Source organism: Pseudomyxococcus flavus (genome assembly GCF_050038885.1).
Taxonomy (GTDB): Bacteria; Myxococcota; Myxococcia; order Myxococcales; family Myxococcaceae; genus Myxococcus; species Myxococcus flavus.
Window position 1 is genome coordinate 2,660,020 of record NZ_CP143624.1, and the last position, 11,460, is coordinate 2,671,479.

Sequence of the window (11,460 nt, forward strand, 5' to 3'; positions counted from 1 at the left end):
CACCTCGGTGAGGAGACAGGCCCTGGTGGCCGCGGCAACTCCATCCGTGCGTGCCCGGCGGCAATACGCCATGCTGGGTGTCTCATGAACGGCTCGGACCCAGCCGACCCGGGCTCGCCACCGCCCGTCCTTTCCTTCCGCCACCTGCTGACCGACGCCGTCAGCACGTTCCTGGACGAAGCTCGAATGTCCTGCGAGCTGACGGCGGACGCCATTGGCGAGCTCATCGTCACCCTGTCCCGCTACCGCGAGGAGGGCGCCGCGCTCTTTCCCATGGCCTTCGTGGGGGACGACCTGGGGCGGATGCTCGAGCAGCTGGGCGGGCATGACCCGATTGCCATTGGTATCGGTCCCCGCTCGCGCGCCACCATCCAGCGCGCGCTCAAGCAGTGCGCGCCGCTGGGCCAGGGGCGCTGGTGGGCGCTCTACCTGCTGCGCGTCCCGGAGGGCTTCGCCTACGGCGTCTTCCGGACGGACCCCTTCCCCCTGGCGGAGACTCCGCTGGAACGCCTGCGCCGCGTGAAGGACACCGACACGGGTGTCATCGGCGTGCTCCAGCTCGCGGACAACATCCTGGAGCTGCGCTCGGGGGGCGGGCTGTGCCGCCACGTGTACCTGTCCGGCGCGAGGGTGGACTCAGCCTCTCCGCCCGAGGTGATGGCCGAGCTGGCGGATGCCCTCACGGACGGAGTCGCCACCTCCAGCCGGGAGCGCGCGCGGGGGTTCTTCCGCCGCGTGCTCTTCGAGGTGATGCAGGGCTCGCATGGAGCGCTCGTGGCGGTGCTGCCACGGGAGCGTGCGGGCTCGTCGCTGTTCGTGGATGGCATCATCCTTCCCCGGCCCCTGGACATCGTGGCGCTGCTGGAGCGCTACCACGCGGACCCGACGGACAGCGCCGGCACCGCCGTGCGCGCCGCCGCGCAGCTGCTGCGGGGCATGATGGCCACCGATGGCATCACCGTGCTCCGCGCGGATGGCTGCATCGTCGGCTACAACATCTTCGTGCGGCACCCCGAGACGTTGGCCAGCCACCCCTCCGTTGTCGGAGGCGCGCGCCGGCGCACGTACGACGTGCTGTGCGCGGCCCTGGGCACCGAGCTCACCGCCGCGTTCATCCGCTCCCAGGATGGGGACGTGAGCTGCAGGCGGGCCTGAGCGCCGTCCGGCGCACACGGGCGGACTGGCTGGTGGACAGCCTTGGCCATGAGGAGGGGCTGCTGCTCGCCCTGCCCCGGCTGACGGGCACGCGCGTGGCGTTGTTCCGGCACCTCGATAGCGAGCTCAAGCCCTCCGAGGCTGGGCGCGAGATTTGCGGCCGCTCCATGCCGCCATGGATGCCGTGGCCATTCTCTCGCAACATGGCGTGACGCGTTGGTCACCTTGTGCGACCTGCCCCCCGCCGGCGCGAGGCCATGGGCCTTTCCGGAACCCGGTTCGTCCGGGAGCACTTCTCCGCCGAGCGCGTCGCGTCGGAGCGCATCGCGATGCTGACCACCCCGGTAGGTGTGCCACGGCGGTTGAAGGCAGGCACCGACATCGGCGCGTGATTTCCTCGTTCTTCTGATTTCATTCGCGGCATTGGAGGGCCAACGTAGGACGTCACAGGGAGGACCTGGGACGTTGAGACCTAGAGGAAATCCGCACGCTGCCGAATCGTTGCCTATGTCGGAGATATTGGAGATGCTCGCGGGGCCTTGAAATCGCCATTGTCCCGCATCGCGCGCGCCGCGCTCGTCGTGCTGTCCGTGTGCCTCGCGGCGTCGCCCGCCCTGGGCCAGCAGAAGCTCCCCGATGTCATCATCCAAGGCCCTCCGATCGCGCCCGCGATTACCGGTGATGGGCAAGGCCTGTGCGTGGCGTCCAACGTCTGGACGCGCCCCACAAACGAGTTCCCGCAGACGCGCGGCACGTACATCGACACCATCAACGGCTTCATCGAGGAGCTCGCCAGCCAGGAGACCCGTGTCACGACGGTGCTGCGGACCGAGTTCGATCTGTCCAACAACCTCGATGATGGACGCACGCTGAGCTACGGCGACTTCGTCAGTCAGGTCGTGGCACCGGGCTGTTCCGTGGGCGGCTGCACCTTCAACATCATCGAGGACAACGACGCCTTCACACCATTCGTGTCCCGGTTCCGTGGGTACATCAACGTCACCGCCGACCTCGCGGAGCGGCCCATCCATTTCGGCTTCTACGCGGACGATGGCATCAGCCTCGTCATCTACGACCGGAGCCAGGGCTATCAAGTCATCAACCGCCCCCCAGTGCTTGGTGCCGCGACCTGGCGGACGACGAACAGCGTCACCTTCCCCCAGCCCGGCCTCTATGCCGTGGAGATGCTCTACTCGCAGGTGACCGAGCACGCCGCGCTGGAGCTGTCCATGGAGACGGGCCCCTTCACGGACTTCGAGCGCGCAGCGAACCAGCCTCCTGTCATCAACCTGTTCACCTCCGGGTTCGAGTTGCTCAAGCCCGCGCAGTTCTTCCACACGGAGAACGGCCTGCCGTCCTTCCCCGGGCAGCCCGACCGCTGTGAGCAGTGCAACCGTGGCAATGCGGCCCCCCAGGGCAACGGCGGCTGCGGCCCCTTCTACCACTGCAACGCCGCCGCCCTCTGTGCGCCCTGCGACTCCTCGCTCTTCTGCGGCGAAGCCTGCTCCCCCTGCGGCGAGTCCACACCCCACTGCGCCAACATCAACGGCCGCACCCAGTGCGTCCAGTGCGTGGAGGACGGGCAGTGCCCGAACGGCCGCTGCGACCTCGAGACGAATCAGTGCACAGGCTGCAACGAGGACAGCGACTGCCCCACCGGTGCGTGCGACCTCACCACGAACACCTGCGTCGAGTGCAACGACGACAGCCACTGCAGCAACGGCGAGGTCTGCGCCACCGACGTCCACGAGTGCCGTGAATGCACGCAAGACTCCCACTGCCCGCAGGGCGAGTCCTGCTCCAACAACGAGTGCTCCCCCTGCGCGACCAATGACTCCTGCGCGGGCAGCTCCTGCAACTGCTGCCCCAATGGCACCCAGTGCGCGGCGCTTGCGCCCGGCGCGCCTCCGACCTGCGTCGAGTGCACCACCAGCAGCCAGTGCGGCGAAGGCCAGCAGTGCGACACCCTCAACGGTCGCTGCGTGGACAGCGTGCCTTCATGCAACACCGCGGACAGCTGCGGCCCCGGCTGCGTGAAGTGCCCGGGCGAGCGCCCCTACTGCCTGGACGGACAGGTGTGCGTGGAGTGCCGGAACGATCTGGAGTGCGGAGACGGCGAGTTCTGCCTCAGCGGTGAATGCGCCTCCTGCACCACGAACCGGCACTGTGGCCCGCGCTGCGGCGCCTGCGAGGGCGACACGCCCTTCTGCCTCTCCAACGGCACCGTGCAGGGCAGCACCTGCGTGGGCTGCCGCGATGACGCGGACTGCGGCAGTGGCGTGTGCAATCCCACCACCCGCACCTGCGAGAACAGCGGCGCCTGCGCCGTGACGTGCGACGAGGGCACCGTCTGCAACGGCACCGCCTGCGTGGAGTGCTTCGCGGACGCCCACTGCCCTTGCGGCGGCACCTGTGACGTGGCCACCAACACCTGCTCCACCTCCTGCGCCGACAGCGGCGACTGCCTCGGCGTGGAGCACTGCTCCGCGAAGACGCTGGAGTGCGAGCGGGGCCGCCGCAAGCCCGGCACCGAGCCCCAAGGTGGCGCCCTGTGCTGCGGCACCACCGCCGACGCCACGCCCGCCGGCAGCACCACCATCCTGCTGCTGCTCACCGCGGCCCTCATGTTCCTTCGCAACCGCCGCCCTGCTCGATGAAGCCCTCGCACCTGCTCTTCCTCCTGGCGCTGGGGCTGTCCACCACCGCCGCCGCCCAGCCAGATGCGCGCTTCAACGTGCAGCTCTTCCGGCCCTCCGGCGCGCCCCAGGACCTGGTGGTGGTGACGCAGTCCCGCCCGCTGTCGCACCTGTCCGTCTCGGCCGGGCCGTACTTCAGCTACTCGCTGAACCCGCTGTCGCTGATTCCCGAGGGCGGCGACCTGAGCAAGATCAGCCTGGTCGGCAACCGGCTCCAGCTGGACGTCATGGCCTCTGTCGGCCTCTTCGACTGGGCCGAGGTGGGCGTGGACATGCCGCTCATCCTCGCGCAGGGCGGAGACAACCTGGAGGTCATCGGCACCGAGGGCAGCGTCGAGAGCTTCGTCTTCGGTGACCTGCGCCTCACGGGCAAGGTGGCCATCCCCGGCCTGCGCCGGCCCGCCGAGGGCAAGGGCTGGGGCGGCGCGGTGACGCTCAACGTGAGCTTCCCCACCGGTGTCCAGGAGGCGTTCGCCGGTGACGGTGAGCTGACGTGGGCGCCCAGCCTGGTGCTGGACTACCGCTTCGAGAACGGCATCCTCCTGGCGCTCAACGGCGGCTTCTGGAAGCGCCCAGACCGCGTCTTCAGCAACGTGTCCGTGGGCGACATGATGCCGTTCGGCGTGGGCGCCGAGGTCCCCATCCTCCGGGGCAGCGGCGTCACCGCGGTGGGCATGGTGCATGGCGCGGTGGCGCTGACGAAGCTGCCCGATGAGCCCCGGCAGGTGCCCGCGGAGCTGCTCATCGGCCTGCGCTGGTACAGCTCCACCGGCCTCAACTTCACGTTCGGCGGCGGCATGGGATGCGGCTGCTCCATCTCCTCGCCCACGCTGAGCTTCTTCACGTCCATCCTGTGGATTCCGGCGAAGACGCGGGAGTGGGAGGCCCTGGAGCGCTTCAAGGAGCCGCCCGAGCCCCTGCCGCCCCCTGTCGACCCGGATGGCGACAGCGTCATCGGCGAGGCGGACGCGTGCCCCGACGTGCCCGGTCCCGTGGCCAACATGGGCTGCCCGGACACGGACCAGGACAGCGACGGCGTCGTTGACCGGCTCGACAAGTGCCCGGACCAGCCCGCGGGCAGCCGCGGCAAGGACGGGTGCCCGCTGGCGCGGCGTGACGGGAACCGGATTGTCATCCTGGAGCAGCTCAACTTCGCCACCGACCAGGACATCATCCTCTCCGAGTCCTTCCCCATCCTGGAGGAGGTCGCTCGGGTGATGAACGAGAACCCCGAGGTCGACCGGGTGCTCGTGGAGGGTCACACCGACTCGCGCGCGAGCGACGCGTACAACCTGGACCTGTCGCGTCGGCGCGCGGCCAGCGTGGTTCGCTTCCTGGTGGAGAGCGGCGTGGCCGCCGAGCGCCTGTGCTCGCAGGGCTTCGGCCGCTCCCGACCGCTGGCCGACAACTCGACGGAAGAGGGCATGGCGCTCAACCGCCGCGTCGACTTCACCATCCAGCCGCCGAGCGACGGGCCGCGTCCGCCCTGCCCGGAGGACGCGGACGAGAAGAAGCGCAAGCGTCCCACCCGGAAGGCCCCGGCCACGCCCAAGGCGAAGTCGAAGGCGCCCGCCACGCCCAAGCCGTAGGAGCGCTGAGGGCAGGCGCGGCCGCTACCCTGGGCGGCCGCGTTCCGCGGAACGGCGCTACGGAACAACGAGTTCAGTCGCCATCCAGCACCGCGGCAAGACGCCACTACGGAACGACGAGCTCAGTCGCCATCCGGCACCGCGGCAGGACGCCACTACGGAACAACGAACTCCGCCGCCGTCCGGCGACGCCCGGCGACGACGGACACCACGGCCCGCCCGGACCCCACCGCCGTCACGCGCCCTTCGGGCGACACGGACACCACGGCGGGGTCCGACGTGAAGTACTCCAGCGGCACCGTGTCCAGCACCGCGCCGCTGCGGTTGAAGGCTCGCGCCTGGAGCTGCACGGACTGCCCTCGCCGCTGGAAGGCATGGTGCGTGAGGTTGAGCCCCAGGCGCGCGAAGTCCGCGGGCACCACCTGCACCGCGATATGACGGCTGAGGTGCCCCAGCGTGGCGCTCAGCGTGGCCTTCCCCGGGCGCACCGCGATGAGCTGCCCGTCCTCCACGCGCGCCACCGTCTCGTCGGACGTGGTGAACGTGGGCATCGCGTCCGACAGCGACGCGCCCTGCTCGTTCCTGGCCACCACGCGCAGCTTGATGACGCGGCCCACCTCGAGGAAGTCCGAGCCCGGCGCGCGCACGTCGAGCGAGTTGAGGATGGTCAGCTCCAGCGGCAGCGCCGCGCGCACCTTCCCGCCCGTGGCGCCGATGGTCGTCTTCCCCGACTTGCGCACCGTCAGGATGCCGTCCTGGACCTGCGCCACGTCCGGCGCGGAGCTCGTCCACCGCAGCTTCGGCTCGGACATGCGCTGGCCATCGGCGTCGTAGACCTCGTACTCCAGCTTCACCGTCTGCCCCGGAGTACGGAGGTACTTCGTCTCCAGCGGCTCCAGCTTCATGGTGGTGGGCGTGGGCCCGCAGGCGCTCAGCAGCCCGATGACAGCGACAAGGAGGGGGCAAAAAGGAGTGCGCAGCGTCTTCACGGCTTCACGACGGCGAAATGGGGTGGGGAACCGCCATACTAGCGCCACACCGTGGCGGGGGTGGGAAAAGGGGGCGCGAGCGTTCGAGGCCGCACGCCCGCTCCCTCCTGCCCGTCTCAGGCCTCACCGGACCACTGCAAGGACGGAGCGCGCCCCAGCGAGCGCGGACCAGGAGCCAGGGACAGGGGCGGTACATAGAGCCCCAACCGCTCGCGCTTCCACCACACCCCCGTGCGTCGTCGCTCGTCCAGGTCCGTCATCCGGTAGTCGTAGAGCACCGCGCGCACGTGCTTCGGCGGCCGCCCCGGGAAGGGGTTGCCTGCCAGCAGGCCCAGCAGCTCCGGCGAGCCCTCCAGCAGCCGGGCCAGGAACGCGATGAACCACGCCGGCGGCGAGCCCAGCGCCGCGAACCACATCTGCCAGTCCAGGCGCGGCTGGTGGGGAGCCACCTGCCGGGGCGGCCGGTCCAGGGCCCCCACCTTGTAGCGGAACCGGTATTCCTTCCAGTGCTCCCCGTCCTCGGAGCCCTCCACGAGGATTTCCGGCCGCTGCACCGTCATCACGCTGAAGAGGCCGTAGGGGTTCACCGAGCGCAGCGGGCGCGCCTGGGACTCCAGCCACGCCATCCACGTCCCGACTCGCTCGGGCTGGTACCGCTGCCACCTCTCGAAGCGTTGGAGGACCTCGGACGCGCCCAGCACCAGCAACGGCGCGGACAACCCCGTGCGCCACCACGGCCTCGGCTGGGCGGGAGGACCTTCTCGCAGCGGCAGCACGCGCCGCAGCGACGCATCGTCCAGCAACCACAGCCCCAGCACCCACGCCTGGACGTTGAAGAACCCGTAGTTGCCCGTGGCGACGATGGCGGCCTGCAGTCCGCCCAGGCTCCAGAAGGCGACCTGTCGCAACCGCCGGGGCCCGAATGCCAGGAAGGGCACGGCCGTCTCCAGGCCGAGCACCGCCGCCGTGGAGGCGCGCTGGAGCCGCCGCGGCAGGTGATGGGCGTACCAGCCGCCTCGCGTGGGCAGGGGCGCCGTCTCGTAGTAATGCTGGCACGCGGTCAACTCGCGCCAGGTGCGGTCCCCCGACTGGAGCTTGCTGATGCCCGAGCCGAAGTAGAGGCGGAACACCAACAGCCGGAAGAGGAACACGTCCAGCGCGGAGGGCGCATCGCGCCCGATGCCAGGACGCAGGCCTCCGGGCGCGGTGAGCGCCGCCAGCAGTCCCATCTCCAGCAGCAGCACATCCCACTGGAAGGAGAGGAACTCACGCCCCACGGTCACATAGGAAAGGTACAGCGACCACAGCAGCGCCACGCTGAGCCGAGGCGCCACGTTGAAGAGCAGCGCCAGGGACAACACCTGCCCCGCCCGGCATCCGCGCACCAGCGCGGCGTCCGATGCGTCCAGCCACAACAGGGTGGGGATGCGGCGCCAGCGCGCCAGCGCGGAGGGCTCCTCGCCGCGCTCCGCGTCCAGTCGCTCCGCGACGGGTCGGAGACCTCGCGAGCCGTACAGCCCCAGCACCTGCCGCCCCAGGGAGCTGAAGGCAATCAGGAACGTGCCACCCAGCAGTCTCAGGAAGGCCCAGCGCACGACGCGGTACTCGTGCGGCACCACCGCGCGGCCGAAGACCCAGCGGTCCACCCGCGCCGCGTGGCGGCGATTTCGGGCCACCACCGCGTAGACGCCCTGAGACAGCTGCAACACGCCGGGGAGCAATCCCAGCCTCGCGGCCACACGGGTTCCACGACGCGGCGAGGCCGAGAGGGCGCGAAAGAGCGCTTCCGCCCCACGCGACACCCGGCCGGAGGGCTCCACGAGTTGCATGGCCTTCTGCATGTCCGCCTTGGGAATGCCCAGCAGCCAGCGGCGCCACCACCTGCCCGCCCGGTAGCGGACGCGGCCCTCGGTCCGCCAGCGCCAGCGAGCCGCCCAGCGCCGGCAGAACGCACAGTCACCGTCATAGAGCACCAGGGGCTTGGACATCACGCCACGGGGGATTCGCGCCATCATGCGAGTACGTTGTGCCGTCGCCCTGGCGCCGCCCCCTCCCGCTCGGGCGCCCGCCGTGGAAGCAGAGGGGCATGCGGGCCGTGGCCTCTCTCCCTGCCCCATGACGCCGCCTGGGGGTGCCTAGCTTTCTCCGCATGAGCGAGCCCAAGGGGAAGGCGAAGCGGACGAGCGAGGTGGTGCCCGGCGTCCACCATTGGACCCTCTCGGACGACCGCATCGGCGGTGCGCGCAGCGACGCGTACGCCGTGGTGGACTCGGACGGGGCCGTCGTCCTCGTCGACCCGCTCCCCATCGACGAAGCGGCGCTGCGCAAGCTGGGGAACATCTCCGCCATCGTCCTGACGGCCGGCAACCACCAGCGCTCCGCCTGGCGGCTGCGCAAGGCCTTCAAGGTCCCCGTGTGGGCCCCCGAAGGCGCGCTGACGCTGGAGGAGCAGCCGGACTTCTTCTACGTCGCGGGCGACACGCTGCCCGCGGGGCTCATGCCATTCCACACGCCGGGGCCCACCGAAGCCATGTACACGCTGTGGATGCAGCAGCACCCGCGAGGCGTCGCCTTCATCTCCGACCTGCTCACGCACGAGGACGGGGGCACGCCGGAGTTCGTCCCCAGCGAGTACCAGGACGAACCGCTGCGCACCCGTCACAGCGTCCAACGCATCCTGGACCACCTCCCCGTGGAGACGCTGTGCTTCGCCCACGGGGAGCCCATCGTCCGCGATGGCGCCAGCGCGCTACGGCGAGCACTCGAAGAGGACATGGAGTCTCCCGCGGCGCCCGCCCCCTGACCTCTCGTCAGTCGAGCGACCCTTCCCGCACCAGCACCTGTCCCGCCGCCAGGCCCGGAGGGACCAGGTGCAGCACCTCGCCCGCCTCCGCGCGGTCGAGCAGCGCGCTCAGCGCGGGCAGGTCGGTCGCGGGGACGCGAAGCGTGGGCGTCAACGACAGCCGCCGCGCCATGGCGTTCCCCAGGCGCGAGACGTCCGTCAGCTCCGACTCGTAGACGAAGGAGCGCTCGCCATACTCATGCCCACCGGGCACGCGCCCCACCAGGCGCAGCGGCCCCAGGCGCGAGTGGACGCGGAGGCTGGGGTTGTCCCACTGGGCCACGCCCCGCAGGCGCCGCGCGCGCAGCATGCGCAGCGTGAGCGCCTTCACCCACGCCGAGGCGCCCGTGCCGGGCAGCACGCTCAACAACGACACGCCGATGAACAGCCCCGGCGTCACCGAGGGCGCCGCGTAGTAGGCCGCGCCAATCGCGGGGTCCTCGCCAGCCAGTCCCAGCCGCTCCTGGACAGGCGCTGGCAACAGCCGCGCCGGACAGCGCAGCAGGCCGATGGCCCCCGGCAGCAGGTACAGGTCGGACATCACCCAGCGCGGCACGCCGATGCCCCCGAAGGCCAGCTGGTTCAACCTCAGGTACTGCATCGCCAGGTCCGCGTTCCGCTCCGCGGGCAGGAGCGTCACCGGCACGCCCAGGGGACACAGGTCCAACGCGCCCGCGTGCTCGCCGGAGCCCAGCGCCACCAGGGACACGCCGGGGTTCGCCGAGAGGAACGCCTCCGCCTGGCGCGACAGCGTGTCCGCGTCACCCATCGGCATCGATGTCCCTCGCGACCGCGGACAACCGGAACGCCTCCGGAATCGTCACGGCCGACGCGTCCACCTCGGCGCGCGACACGAGGCAGCGCGAGGAACCGCCGCCCTTCTCACACAGCTCCCGCATGGTGAGCGGCACCACGCGCAGGCCCAGCGCCTCCAGCCGCTCGCGCACCGGCCGCGGCACCACCGAGGGCGCCAGCACGTCGCGCCCCACCGGGAGGCCGTTGGTGGCGTAGCGGCGAATCTCCTCCTCCGTGACGATGAGCAGGCGCTGCTCGCCGAAGCGCTCGCGCAGCAGCGCATGGGACTCCGCGGACATCACCTCCGGGCACACCATCAGCCGGTCCACGGCAGGCAATGGGAGCACGGCCATGTTGCCGTGGAAGGCGGGCTCGCGAACCTGCACGCGCAGCACCTCGCCCGGGAAGTAGCGCGCGGCGGCCTCCAGGCCATCGAGCGTCGTGCGCCCGCCCCAGAACAGCAGCGTGACGCCGTCGAAGGTGGCCACGTCGCCGTGCGCCTCCCAGATGCCGACTCCCGGGTCCACCACCTCCATGCCCATCGCCCGGGCCAGGGGCGCCCAGTGCTCACGCTCCGTCTGCCGGTGCGCGCTCATCATCCGGGGCAGGATGAACAGCGGAGCGGCGCCCGGCCGCGGCACCACCTGACCACATTCGGCGGCATAGGGCATTCCCGTCAGCAGCTCGGAGGGAGACGGCAGCGCGACCACCGTGCCGCCGCGCGCCTCGATTTCCCGGGCCAGCGCCAGCCATTCCCGCCGGGCCTGACGCGCGTCCACGGGAGGGGCCTCGCGACTTCGGAAGTTGCTCCGCCCGCGCAGGGCCCACGCGCGCCCCGGAGGCGACATGAGGAAGAGGTCCATCGTGCTCCCGCTTCTACTCCCCCGGGCACCTGTGCCGCCAATCGGCCCGCGCCGCATTCCCGGACGCCGCCGTACCTTCCCGGTAGGGCACCGATGGCTCCAGCGCACGCCTGCCGAAGGAACTTTCCGTCGGCATCCAACCTGACGCAGCAGGCCGTTCCTCTCTCGCGTGTAGTCGCTACATTCACGGCTCCGTTCCGCGGCGATGTCGGGGCACCCGCTGAACGATTCCCCCCTGCCCCACACGGAGAGCACCATGAACACCAAGACGAAGGTCCACCAGGTGAAGGAGCTGTTCGTGCAGGACCTGGCCCGCGGCCAGGGCGGTCCCTCGAAGCCGGCTTCCGCGAGCGCGGTGCTGACCACGACGGCCTGTGGTGAAGAAGTCGGCGGCGGCTGCTAGCGGCCCGCCATGCAGTGCCCCGGCGGGAGCCACATGCACGGCTCCCGCCGGGAAGTGCACGCTGGCGCACCCTCCCCGCATCTTCTTCGTGGCCACCCGGGCGAAGCCGGGACAGGCTGTCCCCACAC

Annotated in this window: 11 protein-coding genes; 7 read left to right on the forward strand and 4 right to left on the reverse strand. The window is 70.7% G+C overall.

The features are described 5' to 3' along the window. Window positions 1–84: 84 nt before the first annotated feature. The 5 genes from VZL07_RS11235 to traB all read left to right on the forward strand — a co-directional run bounded on the left by VZL07_RS11235 (window position 85) and on the right by traB (window position 5,440). Window positions 85–1,155 carry a hypothetical protein gene (locus tag VZL07_RS11235; RefSeq protein ID WP_426755499.1) on the forward strand — a complete coding sequence of 357 codons (1,071 nt, stop codon included), beginning with the start codon at window positions 85–87 and terminating at the stop codon, window positions 1,153–1,155. A gap of 32 nt (window positions 1,156–1,187) precedes the next feature. Beyond that, on the forward strand, window positions 1,188–1,367 hold the full coding sequence (locus VZL07_RS11240) for a hypothetical protein (RefSeq protein WP_426755500.1): 180 nt from the start codon (window positions 1,188–1,190) through the stop codon (window positions 1,365–1,367). 45 nt (window positions 1,368–1,412) lie between these two features. Next, window positions 1,413–1,547 (forward strand): hypothetical protein, encoded by a 135-nt coding sequence (locus tag VZL07_RS11245; protein WP_426755501.1) that lies wholly within the window; start codon window positions 1,413–1,415, stop codon window positions 1,545–1,547. A gap of 147 nt (window positions 1,548–1,694) precedes the next feature. Next, window positions 1,695–3,812 carry an outer membrane exchange protein TraA gene (gene traA / locus VZL07_RS11250; protein WP_426755502.1) on the forward strand — a complete coding sequence of 706 codons (2,118 nt, stop codon included), beginning with the start codon at window positions 1,695–1,697 and terminating at the stop codon, window positions 3,810–3,812. Continuing rightward, entirely contained in the window at window positions 3,809–5,440 is a 1,632-nt protein-coding gene (gene traB / locus VZL07_RS11255; RefSeq protein WP_426755503.1) for an outer membrane exchange protein TraB, read from the forward strand. Before traA ends, traB begins: the two co-directional genes overlap by 4 nt. A gap of 155 nt (window positions 5,441–5,595) precedes the next feature. Here the strand turns inward: traB and VZL07_RS11260 are convergent, their stop codons facing one another. Both VZL07_RS11260 and VZL07_RS11265 read right to left on the reverse strand, forming a co-directional pair. Next, window positions 5,596–6,345, reverse strand: coding sequence for an Ig-like domain-containing protein (locus VZL07_RS11260; protein ID WP_426755504.1), 750 nt, complete (start codon window positions 6,343–6,345; stop codon window positions 5,596–5,598). 200 nt (window positions 6,346–6,545) lie between these two features. Then, a complete protein-coding gene (locus tag VZL07_RS11265; RefSeq protein WP_426755505.1) occupies window positions 6,546–8,417 on the reverse strand; it encodes a lipase maturation factor family protein in 1,872 nt (623 codons plus the stop codon). A gap of 161 nt (window positions 8,418–8,578) precedes the next feature. On the opposite strand from VZL07_RS11265, the gene VZL07_RS11270 reads away from it, so the two are divergent. Continuing rightward, the gene (locus tag VZL07_RS11270) at window positions 8,579–9,232 is read left to right on the forward strand and encodes an MBL fold metallo-hydrolase (RefSeq protein WP_426755506.1); all 654 of its coding nucleotides are present in this window, start codon (window positions 8,579–8,581) and stop codon (window positions 9,230–9,232) included. A gap of 7 nt (window positions 9,233–9,239) precedes the next feature. On the opposite strand, the gene VZL07_RS11275 is transcribed toward VZL07_RS11270, so the two are convergent. Next, window positions 9,240–10,046: a hypothetical protein gene (locus VZL07_RS11275; protein ID WP_426755507.1), complete on the reverse strand. Its 807-nt coding sequence runs from the start codon at window positions 10,044–10,046 to the stop codon at window positions 9,240–9,242. Then, on the reverse strand, window positions 10,033–10,929 hold the full coding sequence (locus VZL07_RS11280; RefSeq protein WP_426755508.1) for a dimethylarginine dimethylaminohydrolase family protein: 897 nt from the start codon (window positions 10,927–10,929) through the stop codon (window positions 10,033–10,035). Before VZL07_RS11280 ends, VZL07_RS11275 begins: the two co-directional genes overlap by 14 nt. Window positions 10,930–11,185: 256 nt before the next feature. On the opposite strand from VZL07_RS11280, the gene VZL07_RS11285 reads away from it, so the two are divergent. Then, the gene (locus VZL07_RS11285; protein ID WP_426755509.1) at window positions 11,186–11,332 is read left to right on the forward strand and encodes a hypothetical protein; all 147 of its coding nucleotides are present in this window, start codon (window positions 11,186–11,188) and stop codon (window positions 11,330–11,332) included. The last annotated feature ends 128 nt before the right edge of the window (window positions 11,333–11,460 follow it).